Raw genomic sequence first — 20,794 nt, 5'->3', positions numbered from 1 at the left:
TCCGGGAAAGGGACGCCCCATGACGACCACGAGTCCGCCCACGTCGCCCAGGTCGCGGTTGGGCCACGCGTACGGGGAGCAGCTCGCGCGGAACGCGTCGCCGGGCCGCCCCACCGCCGCCGCCCTGGAGTCCGCCACGCTGAGGCTGGCGTACCAGGACCGGTTCCTGAACGGCCCCGCCTTCCTCGGCGAGAGCGAGCTGCGCACCCTCGTGGGAGACCTCCACACCGTCTACGGGCTGCTGCGCTCGCTGCCGGAGCGGCGGTTCGGCGGCAGCATCACCGCGCTGGCCTCGGCGGTCGGCCTGAATCCTCCGCAAGCGGCGCTGATCACGCGGAGCGCCCGGACCGGGTCGCTCCTCCCGCTGGGGCGCGCCGACCTCTACCACGACGGTACGGGGTTCAGGCTTCTCGAATTCAATGTGACCAGCGCGCTCGGCGGCTTCGAGAACGCGGACATCAACCGGGCGATGCTGGCCTATCCACCGCTCGCCGAGTTCGTACGGCGGCACGGGCTCCGCTACGAGGACACGCTGGGCCACATGGTGCGGACCATGTACGCCGAGTGCGCCGCGAACATCCCCACCGACCGGGCACCCGTCGTCGCCGTGGTGGACACGGTGGAGAACTTCGCCGTCGTGGGACCGCGGCTGCGGGTGTTCGCCGAGAAGCTGGCCGACCACGGGGTCGAGGGGATCGCCTGCGACCTCGGCGGGATCACGTACCCGAACGGCCGCCCGACGGCCTCGGGCCGGACCGTGGACGTCGTCTTCCGGTACTTCCTGCCCGAAGACCTCACCGATCCCACCGCGGCGGCCCAGCTGGAGCCGCTGCTGACCGCGGTCGAGCAGGGCAGGCTGGGCCTGTTCAGCCGGCTGGACGCCGAGCTGTACGGCAACAAGGGCACCCTGGCGATGCTCTCCGACGAGCAGTACCGCGACCGGTACGACGCCGCCGAACTGGCCTGCCTGGACCGGATCCTGCCGTGGACGCGGTACGTGCGCCCACACGCGACGGATCCCGGCGGTTCCCGGGTCGACCTGCTCGCCCACGCCCTGGGTCACCAGCACGAGCTGATCCTGAAACCGACGCTGCTGCACGGCGGCAACGGAATCATCGCCGGCTGGAAGGTGGGCCCGGCCGAGTGGGAAAGCAGGGTCGCCTCGGCGATGAACGCCCCGTTCGTGCTCCAGCGCCGTGTACGTCCCACCGCGGAGCCGTTTCCCGACGGCGCCGGCGGCATGCGGGAACTCTTCCTCAATTGGGGCGTCTACCTGGGCGCACGCGGCGCCGGGGACGACGGCTACGCGGGAGGCTTCGTACGCGGGAGCGCCGATCCGGCGGTGGGGGTGGTCAGCATGGGCAGCGGCGCGACGGTCGGCTGCGTCTTCCACGGCGGCGACCGCTGATCCCACGCGTCCCGAAGACGCACTTCCTCCAGCGCGACGGGCATCGCGTTTCAGCCAACTGCTCTTCAGATCACCGGCCTTGGCCAGGCGGGGTCGATGTATCCGGCACTCACGCGTCACCCTTGGGACGCCGGAATCCGACTCCGTCTCAAAAACGTGTGTTCGAAAAGCGTGGGCGGCTCGTTGAGCCCGGCAACGCACACTCAGCACTGCCTCAACTCGCGAAACCTCTCGAACCTCTCGACCGTCTCGAACCTCGCGAAACCTCCCGAACGATCTCGCTGGAGGACACCATGCATCCTGTGCCCGCCCCTCGGCTCACCGCACCCGCCCAGCGCCTCCGCTCCGGACGGCCTCTCCGCTCCGGACGGCCTCTCCGCTCCGGACGGCCGACCGGCCGCGGCGCGGCCCGCCCCTGCCCGGACACCGTCACGGGCGCCCCGGCACGACCGGATGCCAGGGAGCGCTCATGACCGGCGCACCCTCGGGCGGCACACCGTCCGACGCGCGCGTATCGGCTTCCGAGACACTGCTGTTCGGCGGCGAGCTCGCCTACGACACGGGGTGGAGCCGGCACCACGACGCCTGGCTGAAGCTCAGCCTGAGGACGATGGCGCTTTCCCTGCCCCGGCAGGTCGCTGTGGCGATCCGGCTCGCCCATCAGGCCGACCGGCGGGCGCTGTACGCCGTCGCGGCCGCCGAGGTCGGGCGGGGCCTCGCGCAGGCGGCTTCCTTGGTGATGGTGAACGCTCTGCTGGTCGAACTGCTGGCTCCTGGAGTCATCGAGGAGCGGCTGCGGTCGGCGCTGCCGTCGATGATCGTGGTGGGGCTGCTCGCGGTGATCGGGGCGGTTCTGGCCTCGGCGTCGGCCGCGGCCACCGGGATCCTGGAGCCGAAGACCCAGCGGGTGGCGACCGAGCGGTATCTGGCGCTGGTGGCGCGGGTGGAGCTGGAGGCGGTCGAGGACGACGCGTTCCACCGGCTGATGGACTCCGCGCAGTACGGCGCGGACGCGGCGCGGAGGATGCTGGTGTACTGCGCGGCGGTGGTCACCGCGGCGATCTCGCTGGTCGCCGCCGGTGGGGTGCTGGCCGTGCTGCACTGGGCGTTGCTGCCGCTGCTGGCCGCGATGGCGGCGCCCCGGGCGTGGAGCGCGCTGACGATGGCGCGGCACCGGTATGTGAGCTGGCACCGGTTCGTGCAGCACGTGCGCGCCTCGCAGCTGATCAGCCGCCTGCTGATCGACCAGCAGGCGGCCGGTGAGGTACGTGTCCACGACGTCGGGCCTTTCCTGCTGAAACACTTCCGGGGCATGGCCCGGACCAGCGAGCGGGAGCAGACCCGGCTGGCGAGGATCGGGGTGCGCATCACCCTCGGATCCGACGCCGCCGCCGGGGTGGCGACACTGATGACGTACGGGGTGCTGGGGCTGCTGCTGTGGCAGGGACAGATGGCCCTCGCCGTCGCCGGCACGGCGGTGCTGGCGATCCGCACGGGATCGGCGAGCATCACCGATCTCGTGGTGCGCGTCACCGACGTCCAGGGCGAGGCCCTGTTCGTCGCCGACCTGGAAACGCTGTGCGACGAGGCGGCGCGGCGCGCCATCCCGACAGGAGGGCGGGCCCTTCCGGAGGAGATCGGGGAGATCCGTTTCGAGAAGGTCACCTTCACCTACCCCGGCGCCGGTGCCCCCTCGCTGCACGAGGTGGATCTGGTCATTCCGCGCGGGCGGACGGTGGCCCTGGTGGGCCGCAACGGATCGGGCAAGTCGACGCTGGTCAAGCTGTTGTGCGGGCTGCGGCTCCCGGACGGCGGGGAGGTCCTGTGGGGCGGGGTGAGCACGGCCGAGGCCGATCGCGCCCAGGTCTTCGACCGGGTGGCGATGGTCGCCCAGGACTTCTACCGGTGGCCCTTCACCGCCCGTGTGAACATCGGTGCCGGGCGGCCCGCCGCGCCCATGGACGACGCGGCCATCGCCCCGGCCGCCGCGTACGCCGGGGCCGACGAGGTCGTCGAGGGCCTGCCCCGGGGGCTGGACACTCTGCTCGCGCGCGGATACAGGGGCGGCCAGGAGATCTCCGGCGGGCAGTGGCAGAAGGTGGGCCTGGCCCGCGCCCGTCACCGGCAGGGGCGGGTGCTGATCGTCGACGAGCCGACCAGCGCTCTCGATCCGGCCGCCGAGCAGCGGGTCTTCGACCAGATCCACCGGCTGGCCGAAGCGGGTCAGACCACCGTGCTGATCACCCACCGTCTGCACAGTGTCCGTGAGGCCGACCGCATCTACGTCCTGGACGAGGGCCGCGTCGTCGAGCACGGCACCTTCGCGGAGCTCATGGACCCGGCCACCGGGACCGGCGCGTTCCGGGACGCGTACGAGCTGCAGGCCAGGCAGTTCCGTACGCCGACCGTGCCGGGCCAGCCGGGCGCGAGCGGCACCGGCGTCCGGACCGAGGGGACGGCAGCCACCTGAGCCGGATCCCCCGGCGTGCCGCTCACCGGCGGCCGTGAGCGGCACGCCTGGTTGGCGGAGCCCGTCTGAGAAGCCCGGCGCGCGTAAGCCCCGTCGGCAGGACGCCTTCCGTGCATCCGGGCGGACGACGAGCACCGCGTGGTGAGGGCGAGCACCGCGTGGTGAGGGCGAGCCGCGCCGATGCCGAAGCCCCGGCTCGACGACATACCCCGGCAGGTCGTAACACCAGGCTGCGGCATTAGTCTGCGGTGGTGACCGCAACCGAGCTGGATGAGTTGATCGTTGCTGACGGCGCGGCGCTGCGCGCGTGGCTGCTGGACAACCACACCGCCTCTCCGGGCGTGTGGCTCGCCCTGACCAGGAAGGGCGGCTCTGTCACCACGCTGACCTGGCAGCAGGCGGTCGACGAGGCGCTGTGCTTCGGCTGGATCGACGGACAGGCCCGCAAGCGCGACGAGGAGAGTTCCTGGAGGCGGTTCACCCCGCGCCGGGCCCGTAGCGTCTGGTCCCGGCGGAACGTCGCCAACGTGGCCCGATTGGAGGCGGCCGGCCTGATGATGCCCGCCGGCCGCGCCGCGGTGGACGCCGCGAAGGCCGACGGACGGTGGTCGGCCGCCTATGCGCCGTCATCGGAAGCGGAGGTGCCGGCCGACCTGCTGGCGGCGATCGCCGCCGACCCGGCGGCGCAGGCGATGTTCGAGGTGCTCACCAGGACCAACCGCTTCGCCCTGATCAACCGGGTCAATGCCGTCAAGCGGGCCGAGACGCGTGCCCGGAAGATCGCCGAGTACGTGGCGATGCTGAGCCGGCACGAGACGCTCCACCCGCAGCGGGCCAGGCCGGCGGCCCCGCCGACGTCGTGACCGGGCACCCACCGGACCGGACGAACTCGTACGGTCCAGCGGAAGTCGTCCACGCGGCGGCGGTCTCGTCCCCTCCGCTTCAAGGGGCGTGAAGGTCTCCGCCGGTCTGCTCGGCGGCGGCCCGGGCGGACGGTTCCGGGTCGCCCTGTGCCCTTCGGCCGGCTCGGGAGGTCTGCCGGTACTCGTGAACGCTCCGGAAGAAGGCATGGCGTTCAGCCGCGGTGAACACCGCTCGGTGTTCCCGGTGTCCGCGCACGACGAACCCGAACCCGATGACACAAGCTCTGATCAGACCTTCGGCAGCCATGAGCGATCCGCACACCATGACCGTCCTGAAGGCCTTCCTGGCCAGCTCCGGATCGATGCCCGGCTCGTGCGTACCGGCCCAGCGCAGAACGTTGATCTGGACATCGAGCAGCACCACGCACGCGGCGGCCCAGACGGCGGCGGCGACGTAGGGTGCGCCGGTCATGGCCACGCGGAGCATCCACCGCACGGGCCGAACGACGTTCAGCTTCTCGAAGTCCTCCGGGTCCGGGCTCCGTCCCGCCTTCAGGGCCTCGGTGATCCTGTGCCGGGCCTCGTATCCCTCCTGGTAGAAGCCGCGCATCAGCACGCTCCACCGTTTGAGGAGAGACACGAGCTGGACCGTGCCGATCGTGAGAAGCGCGACGATCAGCGTGCTGATGATGGCCGCGTAGTCGTGGCTCATGGCCCACTGCATGCATCCCCCCGGGCAGCTCGGAAGCGGTGGGTAGCGAACCTACCGGTACACCGCCCCCGAAGTAGCGTCGCCTTCGGCGCTCGTCACGCCAGGGCGCGGATGGCCTCGATGGTGCGGTCCACGCCGAGGGTCCCGCTCGCGCAGTCGCGCAGCAGGGCCGTCACCCGTTCGTCCTGGTACTCCCGCAGAGGCGCGGGCGGGGCCTCGGGCACTGCTGCTGGAGTATCGGGCGCTGCGGCTCGGGTGATGTCGTCGCGGGTCAGGAGATGGTCCGCCAGTGCGGCACAGGAACGGTGCTGGAAGATGATGTCCGGCTTGATCGGCACACCGAGGACCGTCCCGGCCCGGCGGGCCAGGCGGACGTAGATGATGGAGTTCAGACCGAGCTGCCGGAACGACGCGTCGTCGTCGAAGCCCAGCGCCTCGTCTCCGATCTCCGGCTGGAGGATCTCGCGCTTGATGCGCTCGATCAGGTCTCGGCGCGGGTCGGGCGCGGTCTCCTGCGCGGTGGTGATCCGGTCGATGAGCGAGGTGAGCACCTTCGACTCGCCCAGTTCCGTGAATGCCGACACGCCGGCGGCCCGCAGATACCGGATGCAGTCGGTCCAGCGGACGGGCTTGACGATCTGCTCGGCGAGCAGTGCGCGGACTTCCCGCGCATCGGGGCCAAACGGCCGGCCGGTCACGTTGGAGATGACCGGGGTCCGCAGTCCGCCCACGTCGACCGAGGCCAGCAGGTCCCGGAAGCGGTCGGCGGCCGGGGCCATCGCCGGTGCGTGGAAGGGACCGCTGACGCGGACCGGGACGAAGCCCCGGACACCCTCCACCTTCTCGAAGACCGGCTTGATCCGTGCCAGTTCCTCACGGCTGCCGGAGAGCACGAACTGCTCGGGCGCGTTGTGGTTGGCGATGACGACGCCGGCGGCGTCGTGCCGCTTCAGGGTCTCCTCGACGATCTGCTCGGAGACACCGACGACCGCGGCCATCGCACCGCCGGTGACCTGGCTCATCAGTTCCGCACGGCGTCGCACCAGCGTCAGGCCGGTGTCGAAGTCGAAGGCGCCGGCCGCGAACAGCGCGCTGTACTCGCCGAGGCTGTGGCCCGCGAAGAAGTCCGCGGGTGGCAGATCCTCCCGCGCCGCCGACCAGTGCAGCGCGTTGACGACGTAGATCGCGGGTTGCGCGTACACGGTCTCGGACAGCCGTCGTTCCGGGTTCTCCAGACACAGCTCCTCGATGGAGTATCCGAGCAGCCGGTCGGCGCGGGCACGGAGGTCGGGGAACCTTTCGAACAGGCCGCGTCCCATCCCCTTCTTCTGGGTTCCCTGCCCCGGGAACACGTAGCAGCGCATCAGATCCGCCCGCCTCCGAGGCCGAGTCCTGAGGACGGCGTCGGCCACCGGGGAAGTTCGGTGATCCGGACCACGGCAGACGTCCAGGTGAAGCCGGCGCCGACGCCGAGCAGCATGCAGAGGTCGCCGACGTCCACGGCGCGCTCCTCCACGAGGTGGTTCAGTCCGGCGATCTGGTCGCCCGCGCCGAGGTGGCCGACGGTGCGGCCCCAGGACCAGGTCGTGAGGTCGAGGTCGATGTCGAGTGCGGCGAGGACCTCGCGCTGCAGCACGATGCGTCCGAAGTGCGGAACGACGAACCGGGCGACGTCGCCCAGCCGTATGTCCGCGTCGTGCAGGGCCCGGTCGACGCAGGCGCTGAGGCCGGCCCGGAAGCGGCGGGTGAACTCGTCGAGCTCCACGTCTCCCAGGTACTGGAGTTTCCGCAGCCGCAGGTCGATGGGGAGCGTGGGGTCGTGGTGAGGCGTGAAGGGCGCGTCGCCGCGGTGCAGGCGCTCGAGGGTGGGGTCCGACACCGTGGAGGTGCTCAGCACCTGGGCGAACCCGGACCTCTTGCTGAGCACCATCGCCGACGCGCCGTCGCCGGGGACGATGCCGATGTCGCTGTTCCAGCGGTCGATCGCCGGCGGACCGACCTTGTCGGCGGTGGTCACCAGCGCCGCCACGTCGTCGGTGGCCGCGAGGGAGCGCGCCGCGATGTCCAACGCGGTCATGCAGCCGTTGGAGGCGTTCTTGACCTCGAAGGCGAGCGCCGAATGGTCCCCGAGCACTTCGCGGTGGATGTAGGAAGCCGTCGGGTAGAGCTCCAGGCCCTGGAAGTACACGCAGGCGTGCAGCAGCAGCGCGATGTCCTCGGCCCGGTGACCCGACCTTTCCAGGGCGTCTCCGGCAGCGGCCACCGCCATCTCGGGCGGAGCTTCGTGCGTGGCCTCGCAGACCGACTCCAGCTGCGTGTCCTCGGCGTCCTGGGCGTCGAACCGGCCGTCGGCGACGGCTTGTCCGACCTTGGTCGCCGGGGGCAGGTAGGTTGCGGTACCCGCGATGAACAGGGCCTCTGTCTTCACTTCTCGTTCCCTCTCAGGGTGGTGGCGTCGTGGAGCAGGAGCCCGGCGATGGCCTCGGCGGTCGGGTAGTCGAACACCAGGGTGGCGGGCAGCGTGGTGTCCAGCAGCTTGGCGAGGCGCTTGCGCAACTGGACCATGGTGAGCGAGTCGATCCCGAGGGAACGCAGTGCTCGGTCGGCCGGCACGCTGTCGGGTCCGGGCAGGCCGAGCACGTCGGCGACTTCGCTGCGGACGAGGTGCAGCAGCAGAGCCGGCCGTTCGGCCTCGGAGGCGTCCGCCATCCGCGTATCGAGCGACTGCGCGGTCCCGGAGACCTCCGCTCGGCGCCCCTCCGTCGCGCGCGCCAGCATGTCGCGCAGCAGAGGAGGCGCTTCCGCGTCGCCGAGCGCGTGTCGCAACGATGCCAGCTCCAGGCGTACGGGCATCAGCTGGGTCTCGGGCCGTGCGAGTGCCACATCCAGGGCGTTCAGGCCCTCGGGCAAGGTCAGGGCACCGATCCCCTGACGCCGCAGGCGTCCCAGCTCGGCCTTGCCGAGGTGGGCGGTCATGCCCACTCCGGCCTGTTCCCAGAGCCCGAAGGCGAGGCTGAGTCCGGCCAGACCCCGCTTGCGCCGGTTCGCCGCCAGGGCGTCCAGCGTCGCGTTCGCCGCGGCGTACCCGCTCTGTCCCGCGGTGCCCAGCGTTCCGGCCGCCGAGGAGAAGAGGACGAACGCGGCCAGGTCCAGCCGTTCGGTCAACTCGTCCAGCAGGCGCGCGCCCTGGACCTTGGGGGCCATCACCCGGTGCAGCCGCTCCGCGGTGAAGCCCTCCACGAGGCCGTCGTCGAGCACGCCGGCGAGGTGGAACACGGCCGTGAGGGGATGGTCCGGGTCGATGCCTTCCAGTACCGCGGTCACCGCGGCCCGGTCCGCGACGTCGCCCGCGACCAGGTCCACCCGCTCGGCGCCCGCGGCTTCGAGCTCCCGCACGGACGAGTCGGCTCCGGGGGCGTTGCCGCCGCGCCGCGACAGCAGCACGAGCCGCCGCGCTCCGTGCGCGCGCACCAGGTGTGCGGCGAGTGCGCCGCCTAGCTCGCCGAGACCGCCGGTGATCAGCACCGTGCCGTCCGGGTCCAGGGCGCGTGGCACGGTCAGTACGGTCGGGTGCGCGGGCTTCCGCCGCGCGTGGCGCAGGGCGTACGCCGCGTCGCGTACGTCGAAGGCGGTGAACGCCCCCGTGTCGTGCCCCGGATCGGGGGCGGACGGATCGGCGGCCGCCTGTGCGAAGGTGAGGTTCGCGGGCATCGGCCTGAGCGTGGCACCGTCCACGCGGATCCGGTTGCCGAGCACGCCCGTCGCACTGCCCGTGACCCGGTCGCCCGCGTGGACGGAGGCGACGCCGCCGCCGACCTCGGTGACGATTCCCGCGAACTCCAGGACCGGTGCGTTCCCCGGGGTCATCACGGCGGCGCGCACCTCGACGCCGACCGCTGATGGCGTGAGCGGCTCCGGTGCGCCCTCGTCGTGCGTGGCGGCGACGACGTCCAGCCGGTCGTCCTCCCGTCGACGCACCTGCCAGTCGTCCGCGTCCGGCAGGACGAGCGCCTCGACCTCCTCGACGGTCGGCCTCGCTCGTGGCACACGGGCGGTCTCGCCGCGCAGCACGCACTCCGGCTCGCCGCCGCTCTCGACCGCACGCGCCAGGAGCCGGAAGTCCGGGGTTCCGGGATCGAGGTCGATCAGGCGCAGGACGCGCTCGGGCTGTTCCGTGCGGGCCGTGCGCACCATGCCCCACACCGCGGCATGGGCCCAGTTCCCCACCTGGTCCCCGGGGCTCGACGACACCGCGTCACGGGTGATCCAGATGAGCTCCGCGCCCTGGAGCCGGGCGTCGCCGAAGCACACCTGAAGCGTCCGCAGCGCTTCGGCGGCGCTCCGTTCCGCGTCGTACCACTGGGCGGACGCGCGGTCGGGGAGCGCGAACAGCAGTCGCCGAGGCGTATCCGCCCGGGCGTCGAGCCGCTTCACGAGGGCGTCCAGGTCGGGTACGGCGTCGGCGCCGAGCCCCGCGCCCAACTCCGCGTCGCCGACCACGAGGGTGCCCGCGAGGTCGGGGGCTTCGGCCACGAGGTGTACGCGTTCGAAGCCGACGCGGTGGAGGTGCTCGGCGAACGGGTGTCCGCGGCGCCTGCCCCGCTGGAACCTCAGACTGCCGATCCGGGCCACCAGGTGGCCTGCCGGGTCGGACAGCCATACGGTGGCCGGCGCGAGGCCCTCGTCCCCGCCGGATGCGAACGACACGCGCACGGCCAGTTCTCTGCCCGCGGCACGGAACAGCTCGACGTCCGACCAGATGAACGGGACGATCGGCCCGGGAGCCGCGCCCGCCTCCATCAGACCGGCCACGACGACCTGGAGTGCCGCGTCGAACAGCGAGGGATGCAGGCCGTGGCCGGCCGGATCCAGCGCGTCCGGAAGGGATACCCGCGCGTGGTAGACGCCGTCACCGCATGCGAGTTCGCGCAGTCCTCGGAAGGCCGGGCCGTAGTCGAGCCCGTTCGCGCGGGCGCGTCCGTAGAAGGCTTCGATGTCGAGGGCCCGGGCATCGGGCACCGGCCCGTGGTCGATGTCCGGCGGCGTCGTGGGGCCGTCGCTCGCGCGGGTCACGCACTCTCCGGTCACGTGCTGCTGCCAGCTCAGCGGCTCGTCCGTGTCCTCGGGCCGGCTGTAGAACGCGAAGGGGCGTCGTCCGTGCGCGTCCGGATCGCCGACGGTGGCCTGGATCCGCAGCGCGCGGCCCGGAAGGAGGACGACCGGCTCCAGCAGCGTCACGTCTGCCACGGCGTCGGCCCCTGCGGTCCGGGCGGCGAACAGCGCGGCGCCGACCAGACCCGCGCCCGGCACGTAGACCTGCCCGCCGACGAGGTGATCGGCCAGCCACGGAGCCTCGTCGAGCGACAGCCGGCCGGTGAACAGGTACCCGCCGCCGCCGGCGAGAGCCGTGATCGCGTCGAACCACGGGTGACCGTCCGCCAGCTGAGGAGCCGTCCTGGCAGCGGGCCCGGCCGGAAGTTCGCCGAGCCAGAAGCGTTGGCGCTGGAACGCGTACGTCGGGACGTCGATCCTGCCGGCGCCACGGGACCCGAGGACCCGCTCCCAGTCCAGAGGGAAGCCCCGCTCGAACAACGTGGCTGCCGCTCGCCAGAGCTGGTCCACGCCGCCCGAGGCGCCTTCAGCCGGTGGGCCGACCTCGACGAACACGCCGAAGCCCTCGCCGCGCAGCCGCTCCCGTGCGCGGTCGAGCCCCACGGGCTCCGGCTCTTGCTCTTGCTCCGGCAGGTCTCGGAACCAGTAGTCGCCGCCGACGTCCGGGCCCGGCACGACCTCGCCCGTCAGGCGCGAACGGAAGGGGATCGACGTCCGGGCAGGGACGATCCCTGAAAGCGCACCGCCGGCCGCGTCCCCGGAGCGCGCGCCGGCTCGCAGGGCGATGACGCGGGCGCCGTCCTCCAGGCTCAACGCCCCGCAGACCACGGCTGCGGCGACCTCCCCCTCTGCGTCGCCCACCACCGCCGCCGGCTCCACACCCCAACTGCGCCACAGCGCCGCACGTCCGAGGTAGGTCGCGAACAGCGTGCACGGCAGCACGTCGGGGCCGTTCGCGTCCTCCTCGCCGCGCAGCACCTTCAGCACGGACCAGCCGGTCATCGGCGAGAGGACCGCGTCGCACTCCGCCACGGTGTCGCGGAACACCTCGCTCTGCTCCAGGAGTCGACCGCTCGTACCCGGCGGCTGCGCGCCCTGACCGCCGAACACGAAGGCGATGTCCCCCGGCGCCGTTCCGGAGCCCGGCTCGACCGCCCGCAGGGCTTCGGCGGCGTCCCCGGCGCTGCCCGCGAAGACCACGGCGCGCGCGTCGAAGTGCGTACGGCCGACGGCGGAGGTGTGGGCGATGTCCCGCATCGACGCGGCGGGCCGCGCGTCGAGCCACTCGGCCCAGTGCTGGGCCTGCGCACGCAGGGCGGCCACGTCGGTGCCCGAGATCACCAACGGGTGGACGAGATCCTCGCCGGCCGGGTGGACGAGATCCTCGGCGGGCCGGTCCGCGACGACGGTCTCCGGTGCTTCTTCGATGATGACGTGCGTGTTCGTACCGCTGATACCGAACGAGCTGATGCCGGCGCGACGCACCCGCCGGGTCCGCGGCCACTTCCTCGGCTGCCGCAGGAGTTCCAGTTCGCCGCCGGTCCAGTCGATCCGGGTGTTCGGCTTCTCCGCGTGGAGCGTGCGGGGCAGCCACTCGTGCTGAAGCGCCAGCACCATCTTGATGACGCCGATGACACCGGAGGCCGCCTGTGCGTGCCCGATGTTGGACTTGGCCGATCCCAGGTGCACGGGCCGCACACGGCCCGAGAACACCGTGGCGAGGGCGCCGACCTCGATGGGATCGCCGAGCACGGTGCCCGTGGCGTGCGCCTCGACGGCGTCGATGTCGGCCGGGGCCAGTCCCCCGTCGGCCAAGGCGCTCCGGAGCACGCGCTGCTGCGCGAGGCCGTTCGGCGCGGTGAGCCCCTGGCTGCGGCCGTCCTGGTTCATGGCGGTGCCCCGGACGACGGCCAGCACACGGTCACCGTCGCGCCGCGCGTCGTTGAGCCGCTTGAGCACCAGGACGCCGCAGCCTTCCGCCCAGCTCGTCCCGTCGGCGTCGTCGGCGAAGCTCTTGCAGCGGCCGTCGGCCGCGAGCCCGTTGAGGCGGCTGAACTCGACGAAGATCTGCGGGGTGCTCATCACGGTCACCCCGCCGGCGAGCGCCAGGTCGCACTCGCCGCTGCGCAGCGCCTCGCACGCCAGGCGCAGGGCCACGAGCGACGAGCTGCACGCGGTGTCGATGGTGAGCGCCGGCCCGGACAGTCCGAGGGTGTAGGCCACCCGCCCGGAGATCAGGCTCGACCCGTTGCCGGTGATCTTGTAGCCGTCGCTGCTCCCGACGTCCCAGCGGCGAGCGATGTCGTAGTCCGAACTCATCGCGCCGAGATAGACGCCGGTGTTGCTGCCTTCGAGGGACGTGGTACGCAGATTGGCCCGCTCCAGTGCCTCCCAGGCGACTTCCAGAACGAGCCGCTGCTGCGGGTCCAGGGACAGCGCCTCACGCGGGCTGAGTCCGAAGAACGCCGCGTCGAAGTCCTCGACGTCGCGTACGAAGCCGCCCTTGCGCTCGAAGCGCCTGCCCGTGGCGGCGCGCTCCGCCTCCTCGATCGTGCTGAGGTCCCATCCGTCCCAGCGCCGCGGGAACGGGGAGGAGGCTTCGCGGCCGTCGACGAGCAGGTCCCAGAACGCTTCGGGCGTGTCGATGCCGTCCGGGAGCCGACAGGCCATGGAGACGATCACGACGGGGTCGTCGTCGTCGGACCGCACGGGCGTCGCGGCGACGACGGCGGGCGGGACGTGCGGGTCCTCGTACCGCGCGTCGGCGTGCGTCAGCAGCAGTGCCGCGATCGCGCGCGGTGTGGGGTAGTCGAAGGCGAGCACGGTGGGCAGGGGGACCCGTGTCCGTGCGCTGAGCCGGTTGCGCAGCTCGACCACCATGAGGGAGTCGAAACCCTGTTCGCGCAGCGTCGCGTCGGGGCGCACGCCTTCCGCGGGCCGGCCGAGCAGGGCCGCGGCCACCTCCGTGACGAGTGCGACCATGAATCCCGGGCGCTCGGGTTCGGGCAGCGCCATCACGTCCTCGCGCCACGAGGCACCGGTGACGGCCGGGACCGCGTCGTCGTGTTCGTCCAGCCAGTAGCTGCGGCGTTCGAACGCGTACGTCGGAAGATCCGCCCTGCCCGTGTCCGAGGTCGGGAACACCCGCTGCCAAGGGATCGGAACCCCTTGGCTGTGCAGCTCCGCCAGCGCCCGCAGCGCCTGTCCGATGCCGCCGTGATCGCGGCGCAGGCTGCCCACCACGACGGCCGCCCCGCCGGCTTCGGTTCCCTGCGCCAGGGCTATCTGGAGCACCGGATGCGGACTCACCTCGACGAAGGTCCCGAACCCGTCCGCTCGCAGGCGTTCCAGCGCGCGGTCGAAGCGCACCGGCCGGCGCAGGTTGCGGCACCAGTAGTCCGCGTCGAGCTCCGGCCCCGCTGCCCGCTCCCCCGTCACGCTCGAATAGAAGGCGATCCCCGCGTCCGCGGGGGCCAGGCCCGTGAGCTGCTCGCGCAGCCCGGGCAGCAGCGCATCCATGTGCGGGCTGTGCGACGCGTAGTCCACGTCCACGCGCTGGCAGTACGCGCCGGTCGCCTCCATCTGCGCGAGGAAGCGGTCCACCGCCTCGGCGTCTCCGGCCACCACGGTCGATCGCGCGGTGTTCACCACCGCGACGGACAGCGCCTCGCCGTAGGCCGCCAGCTCCTCGGTGACCTCGCCCACCGGGCGCTCCACGAGGCCCATCGCGCCGTCCGGCGCGTGGTCGTGCACGGCACGGGCGCGCAACGCCACGATGCGAGCGCCGTCCGCCAGGCTCAACGCCCCGCTGACGACCGCAGCGGCCACCTCACCCTGGCTGTGGCCGACGACCGCCGCGGGCTCGACGCCCCAGGCGCGCCACATCGCGGCGAGACCGACGTACATCGCGAACAGCGCCGGCTGCACGACGTCCGTGCGCGTGAAGGCCGGCGCGCGACCGTCCTGCCCACGCACGACCGCGGCGACGGAGAACCCGGTGTGCGGGGCGAGGGCCTCGTCGCAGGCGGTCACGGCTTCGCGGAACGCGTCGTTCCGCTCCCACAGCGAGCGGCCCATCCCCCACCACTGGGCACCCTGGCCGGGGAAGACGAACGCGACGCGGCCGCGATCGGCAGCCGCGCCCGTCACCACCGCGTCGTGGCTCTCGTCCGCGGCGAGTGCCCGGAGACCGGCCACCGCCTCGTCCGTCGTGCCGGCGATCACCACCCCGCGCGCGGGGTGGTGCGTGCGGGTCGTCGCCAGCGAGTGGGCGATGTCGGACAGCCTCGTCCCGGGCGACTGCCCGAGGTGGCTCGCCAGCCGTGCGGCGTTGCGCGCGAGCGCGTGCGGGCTCGTGCCGGACACCGGCAGGCAGACCGGACCGCCCGCACCATCCGGTGCGGCCGGCGCCGGCGCGCCCCCGGGCGCCTCGCCGAGGGCGATGTGGGCGTTGGTACCGCCGTATCCGAAGCTGCTCACCCCCGCGAACCGCGGCCCGGCCGGCCACGCGGCTGCCTCGGTGACCACTTCCAGACGGTGGGCGGCGAAGTCGATGCGCGGGTTCGGGGTGCGGAAGTGCAGGCTCGCCGGAATGACGCCGTGGTGCACCGCCAGCGCGGCCTTGACGAGCCCGAGCACGCCGGCCGCCGGCTCCAGATGGCCGAAGTTCGTCTTCGCCGAGCCGATGCGCAGCGGCGCGGGCCGGTCGGGCCCGAACACGGTGCCGAGCGCGCCCGCCTCCGTCACGTCGCCCAGGGGCGTGCCCGTGCCGTGCGCCTCGACGTACGACACGGCACGCGGCGCGACACCGGCGTTCTCCCACGCCGACCGCAGCACCTCCGTCTGGGCCTCGTGGCCGGGGGCGGTCAGTCCGTCCGTCGCTCCGTCGTTGTTGACGGCGCTGCCGCGCACCAGCGCGTAGACGCGGTCGCCGTCGGCGAGCGCGTCGGACAGCCGGCGCAGCACGACCACCGCGCAGCCCTCGCCCCGGGCGTAGCCGTCGCCGTCGCCGTCGAAGGCCCGGGACAGGCCGGCGGGGCTCTGCGTGCCGAGTTTCGTCAGGGCCACCGAGGTGTTCGGATGCAGCATCAGGTTGACGCCGCCGGCCAGTGCGAAGTCCGACTCGCCGGAGCGCAGGCTCTGCACGGCGAGGTGCACCGCGACCAAGGAGGAGCTCGACGCGGTCGCCACACCCATCGCGGGGCCGCGCAGCCCCAGCGCGTAGGCGATGCGGGACGGGATCACCGAGTTGTCCCAGCCGATGGCCGAGTGGGCGTGGATCGCCTCCGGGGCGCCCTGGGTGAACAGCGGGTACTCCTGCCACATCGCGCCCATGAAGACGCCGGTGCGCGTGCCCGCGAGACTCGCTGTGGAACGCCGCGCGTCCTCGACCGCGGCGCACGCCACCTCCAGGGCGATCCGCTGCTGCGGGTCCATCTGCCGTGCCTCGGCCGAGGGGATGCCGAAGTACTCCGCGTCGAATCCCGTGACGTCGTCGAGGAATCCGCCCCGGCGGTTCGCCGCCGCGCCGGACGCCTCCGCGTCGGCCCATGCGGTGGCGTTCCACCGGTCGGCAGGCACCTGGGACACCGCGTCGACGCCCTGGAGCAGAGCCTCCCAGAGTGCGGTCGGGTCCTCGATCCGTGCCGGCAGTCGGCAACCGATGCCGACGATCGCCACCGGCTCGTGGCGGTCGTACGTCCGGTCGGTGGTCCGGTCAGCCACGGGAAGCCCCGATCTCGTCGGGCGCGTAGAGCGCCAGGCATGTCTCCTCGATCGCGGCGAGTGGCTCCGCGTCGTTCAGGATGGTCATGTGGTTCGCGGCGTCGATCTCCACCAGGCGGAGGCCCGGCAGTTCGCGCCCCCAGTCCTGCTGGTAGTTCACGTGGTCGAGGGAGAAGGTCTCGCCGGTGACCTGGAAGTAGGGTTCGGCCTCGCCCAGGAAGAGCCCGCGCCGGTTGTGGAAGTAGGTGCACACCACGGCTTCCGGCCGTGGCAGGGGCCTGATGGTGTGCTCGCCGAGCCGGTAGGCGAGCTGGATCGCCATGTTGCGTCTGACGAACCGCGTGATCCGGTCCGGTCTCATGGCGAGCCCGCGCTCGGCCGCCAGCTCCGCGAGCCGGGTGACGAACGCGTCCTCGTCCAGGTCCTCGGTGACCTCGTCGCGGTGGACGAGACGGGCGCGCAGGACCGCCGGGTCCTTCTCCCCCGCGGGCCAGAGCAGGGAGTTGACGACCTGGAGGGCCGCGCTGTGCGCCGACTGGAACCCGTTCGCGTTCGACTTCGCCAGGCCGGTCTCGTCCGGCGAGTCCACCATCGTCAGTGAGGCCACGTCCTGGCCCTGTTCCTGTAGCCGCCGGGTCACCTCATAGGCGACGATGCCGCCGAGGCAGAATCCGCCGACGTCGTACGGCCCCTCGGGCTGCACCGAGCGGATGGCCTCGGTGTAGTGCTCGGCCATGGCCGTGAGGCCCTCGATCGGCGGGTCCTCGGTCAGCAGGCCACGGGCCTGGATGCCGTAGAACGGGCGGTCGATCCGCTCGGCGATCGTGCGGTAGGACTCGACGCCGGCGAGGGCTCCGTGGATCCAGAAGACCGGTCTGCCGTCGGTCGCGCCGTTGAGGCGGACCAGCTCCGGGGCCGGCGCGCGGGTGGAGCGGGCCCGGGCCTCGGGCAGCTTCGCGACCACGTCGTTCAACGTGTCGTGCGGCTGCCACCATTCGGGCCGGAAATCCGGGAAGACGCTGCTGATCCGGCCCAGCATCGCGACCAGGAGGAGGGAGTTGAGGCCGTAGTCGGCGAGCGACCTGGTGCCGTCGATCTCGTGGCGCGGGATGCCCAGCACCGAGGCGACGAGGTCGGCGACGAAGGCTTCGCCGTCCGGAGGGCCGACCTCCGTGTGCGCGGGCTGATCCGCCCGCGGCGCCTGCTCGGCGAAACAGGACAGGCGGGCGAAGGGGTAGCCGGGCAGGCCGATCCGTCTGCGTCGAGCGCCGCGATGCATCAGCTCCCAGTCCACGGGCGTGCCCGCGGCCCAGCGTTCCGGTACGCGGTCGAGCCGCGCCGGCTCCCCGTCGTGCGCGTCGGCGGCGCCAGGTTCGACGCCGTCCGCGAACGCCACATGGGTGAGCGTGTCCGGGTCGCCGTCGAGCCAACCGCCCAGAGTGCGGGCGGCCTCGTCCGTGCTCCGCGCCACGAACGCCAGCCGGCAGCTCATCGCTTCCCGGCCGACCTGCAACGTGTACGCGATGTCCGCCCAGGAGCGCGGATCCGCTTCGGCAAGCCGATGCATCAGCCGGCGCGCCCGCTCGCGCAGAGCGTCGACGCTGCGCGCGGAGAGCACCAGGACCTGCGCGCCCGGTTCGTTGTCCGGGGCGGTCGCCGGGTCGGCGGAGGCGATGTGCTGCTCCAGCACGACATGCGCGTTCACGCCGCCGATCCCGAAGCTGTGCATGCTCGCGCGGCGCGGCAGCAACCGGCCGGCGTCGTCGGTGCGCTCGGGCCACGGCAGGTTCCGCTCGGCGATGCGCAGCCGCGTCCCCTTGAGGGAGAGGTCGCGGTGCAGCCGCCCGAAGCCCGGGACCGCCGGGACAACGCCGTGCCGCATCGCCTGCGCGGTCTTCACCAGCGCGGCCAGGCCGGAGACGACCTCCGTGTGCCCGATGCAGGGCTTCACGTTGCCCAGATACGTCACGCCTTCGCTGTCGTGCTCGGTGTCCTGCTCGCTGTCGTGCTCGCTGCGGAGTCCGGCGCCGAGCGCCGCCAGCTCCGCGCTGTCCGCCAGCATCGAGCTCATACCGTGGGTCTCGATGTAGTCCACGGCGCCCGGATCGATCGCGGCGTCGGCGTAGGCGTGCGCGACGGCTGCCTTCATGCCCCTGATGTTCGGTGCCGTGAAGGACACCCCCCTGCCGCCGTGGGCCACGCCGGTGCCGCGCACGACGCAGTGGACGAAGTCCCCGTCCTCGATGGCCCGGCTCAGTGGTTTGATCAGTACGGCGGCTACGCCCTCGCTGCGCGCCGTACCGTCGGCGCCCTGCTGGAACGGCCGGACGTCACCGCGTGGGCTGAGCATCCCCGCGGCCAGCATCCCGCCGAAACCCGCGGGCGACATCACCAGGTTCACCCCGCCGACGAGCGCCTGCTCGCACTCGCCGTCGCGGATGGACCGGATCGCCCGGTGCAGGGCCACGAACGAGGACGAGCAGGTCGTGTCGCACTGCTCACTGGGGCCGTTGAGGTCGAGGAGGTACGAGATCCGGTTGGGCACCATCGAGGGCGACGGCAGACTCATCAGGCCCATGGCCGCGGGCCGGTACTCGCTCTGCGTCGTGGCGACGAACACGCCCGTGGGGCGCTTCCGCAGCTCGGCCGGCCGATAGCCCGCGTCCTCGACGGCGTTCCACGCCGTCATCAACAGCAGGCGCAGCTCCGGCGTCACCTGGCGTGCCTCGGTCATCGACATACGGAAGAAGAGAGGGTCGAACTCATGCACCCCGTCGAGGAATCCGCCCCGCAGCGCGGCCGCCTCCTCGCCGTGGCCCGCCCAGTCCGCACGGTCGTGCGGCGGTACGGTGATGCACCGTCTGCCCTGCTCGACGATCCGCCAGAACGCGTCGACGTCGTCGGCCCCGGGGAAGCGTGCCGCCATGCCGACGACCGCCATGCCGTCGAGCGCGGCCTCGTCGGGCCCGGGCCGAGGCCGGGGCCGCACGGGCTCGGGCGCCCGGTCAGGCGGCACGGGCTCCGGCGGGAGCACGTCCCGCAGCTCGTCGGCGTATGCGGAGACGATGAACTCGCCCAGCTCGGCCAGGGTGTTGTGCTCGAACAGCACAGTGATGTCCAGGTCGATGCCGAGCGTCCCGCCGAGGGTCCGGGCCACGTTCACCGCGAAGATCGAATCGAGCCCGTAGTCCGAGAAGGGTTCGCCCCGCCCGATCCTCGTCCGCGGGATGTCCAGGGCCTCTGCCAGTACACCGAGCGCGACCGCCTCGATGTGGGCGCGCAGCCGGTCTCCGGCCCCGTTCCCGGCGCTGTGATCGGCCACGGCCCACGCCGGACTCTCGCGCACCGGCGCCACCTGCGGCGCGGCGGGCGCCCTATGCGGCGCGGAGGGCACCACCTGCGGCGCGGACGGGCGCGGCACGGCTCTCGCCTGCCGTATGACGCCGTCGCTCTCGGCCACGATGATCTGCTGTCCCAGATCCTCGGCATCCTGCGCGGGCAGGGTGACCGCGCGGAATCCCTCCTGCGTCAGGACGTGCCGCCAGCGCTCCGTGGAGAGCAGCGGGCTGCCCTGGATGCGCAGGTGCGGATCCTCGTAGCGCCACCATCCGTCGAGGAGGCCGAACGAGAACTGGCTGAGCAGGTTGTTCGCGGTCAGCTCGTTCAGGACCAGCAGTCCGCCGGGCCGGAGAAGCGCCTTGGTGTTGCGGAGGGTGTGGCGGATGTCCCGGGTGGCGTGCAGGACGTTGGCGGCGACCACGACGTCGTACCCGCCGAGGGTGGGGCCCTGATCTGCCACCGGGCGCTCGATGTCCAGGATTTCGCAGGTCAGCGAGGGATTTTCCGCACCGAACGAGCGCTCCGCGTGGTTCAGGAAGGCCCTTGATATGTCGGTGTAGCAATACTCGCGGACGTCCAGCCGCGCGGACCGCAGCGCCTCCAGGACGACGGCGCTCGTGGCCCCCGTCCCGGCGCCGATCTCCAGGATCCGTGCCGCGTCGGCCGTCACGGCTCGTGCCCGCCGTCGCAGCCGCGCCACCAGGTCGGCGGCCAGCACCTGGTTGAAGAACGCTGACGCCGGGTTGGTCGCGTAGGCGTTCTGCACCAGCTCCAGCGATCCCCCGGGGAAGATGACCTCGGTGGCCGGTCGCCGCCCGCCGAGGATGTCGGGAAAGGCCCGCAAGGTGGTCTCCACCAGAAGGTGGGTGGCCGCGAGGTCGGGGTTCTCCCGCCACGCGGGCCCCTGCTTCTCCCACTCGCGCCACAGCTGCTCGACCGGCCGATGCCGCACGGCGTCGTCGAGCAGGATCCTGCCGCCCCGCCGGTCGAGGTAGCCGGCCCCCTCGAAGACGCGCAGGCACTCGTCGAACCAGCCGCCGTACCTCGGCGCGAGGCCCGCCGACTCCCGTGCGGCCTGGGGAGTCTGCCCGGATTCACGGAACGCGCCGAGCGTGCGCAGATGGGACCAGAGGAAGTCGAGCAGCAGCTGTTTCATGATCAGTCCC

General features: G+C 72.4%; 8 protein-coding genes. 3 read left to right on the top strand and 5 right to left on the bottom strand.

What is annotated here, in order from left to right:
* Positions 1–19 precede the first annotated feature (19 nt).
* From OG245_RS35085 to OG245_RS35075, 3 genes are all read left to right on the top strand, one after another.
* On the top strand, positions 20–1,408 hold the full coding sequence (locus OG245_RS35085) for a hypothetical protein (protein WP_371627369.1): 1,389 nt from the start codon (positions 20–22) through the stop codon (positions 1,406–1,408).
* A 469-nt stretch (positions 1,409–1,877) separates the two neighbouring features.
* A complete protein-coding gene (locus OG245_RS35080) occupies positions 1,878–3,878 on the top strand; it encodes an ABC transporter ATP-binding protein (protein WP_371627368.1) in 2,001 nt (666 codons plus the stop codon).
* Positions 3,879–4,126: 248 nt separating this feature from the next.
* Positions 4,127–4,741: a YdeI family protein gene (locus tag OG245_RS35075; RefSeq protein WP_371627367.1), complete on the top strand. Its 615-nt coding sequence runs from the start codon at positions 4,127–4,129 to the stop codon at positions 4,739–4,741.
* Between the two features lie 79 nt (positions 4,742–4,820).
* Here the strand turns inward: OG245_RS35075 and OG245_RS35070 are convergent, their stop codons facing one another.
* The 5 genes from OG245_RS35070 to OG245_RS35050 all read right to left on the bottom strand — a co-directional run bounded on the left by OG245_RS35070 (position 4,821) and on the right by OG245_RS35050 (position 20,784).
* A complete protein-coding gene (locus tag OG245_RS35070; protein ID WP_371627366.1) occupies positions 4,821–5,453 on the bottom strand; it encodes a hypothetical protein in 633 nt (210 codons plus the stop codon).
* A gap of 95 nt (positions 5,454–5,548) precedes the next feature.
* On the bottom strand, positions 5,549–6,817 hold the full coding sequence (gene fabD / locus OG245_RS35065; protein ID WP_371627365.1) for an ACP S-malonyltransferase: 1,269 nt from the start codon (positions 6,815–6,817) through the stop codon (positions 5,549–5,551).
* The gene (locus OG245_RS35060; RefSeq protein WP_371627364.1) at positions 6,817–7,881 is read right to left on the bottom strand and encodes a ketoacyl-ACP synthase III family protein; all 1,065 of its coding nucleotides are present in this window, start codon (positions 7,879–7,881) and stop codon (positions 6,817–6,819) included. Before OG245_RS35060 ends, fabD begins: the two co-directional genes overlap by 1 nt.
* On the bottom strand, positions 7,878–16,289 hold the full coding sequence (locus OG245_RS35055) for a type I polyketide synthase (protein ID WP_371627363.1): 8,412 nt from the start codon (positions 16,287–16,289) through the stop codon (positions 7,878–7,880). Before OG245_RS35055 ends, OG245_RS35060 begins: the two co-directional genes overlap by 4 nt.
* Entirely contained in the window at positions 16,282–20,784 is a 4,503-nt protein-coding gene (locus OG245_RS35050; protein ID WP_371627362.1) for a beta-ketoacyl synthase N-terminal-like domain-containing protein, read from the bottom strand. Before OG245_RS35050 ends, OG245_RS35055 begins: the two co-directional genes overlap by 8 nt.
* Positions 20,785–20,794: the final 10 nt, after the last annotated feature.

It is taken from the genome of Streptomyces sp. NBC_01116, assembly GCF_041435495.1.
Classification (GTDB): domain Bacteria; phylum Actinomycetota; class Actinomycetes; order Streptomycetales; family Streptomycetaceae; genus Streptomyces.
This window is presented reverse-complemented; position numbering and strand designations above follow the sequence as displayed.

Excerpts from the sequence above, each read along its gene's own strand:
- OG245_RS35085 (WP_371627369.1), top strand. The coding sequence starts at position 20 with ATGACGACCACGAGTCCGCCCACGTCGCCCAGGTCGCGGTTGGGCCAC.
- OG245_RS35080 (WP_371627368.1), top strand. The coding sequence starts at position 1,878 with ATGACCGGCGCACCCTCGGGCGGCACACCGTCCGACGCGCGCGTATCG.
- OG245_RS35070 (WP_371627366.1), bottom strand. The coding sequence starts at position 5,453 with ATGAGCCACGACTACGCGGCCATCATCAGCACGCTGATCGTCGCGCTT.
- fabD (WP_371627365.1), bottom strand. The coding sequence starts at position 6,817 with ATGCGCTGCTACGTGTTCCCGGGGCAGGGAACCCAGAAGAAGGGGATG.
- OG245_RS35050 (WP_371627362.1), bottom strand. The coding sequence starts at position 20,784 with ATGAAACAGCTGCTGCTCGACTTCCTCTGGTCCCATCTGCGCACGCTC.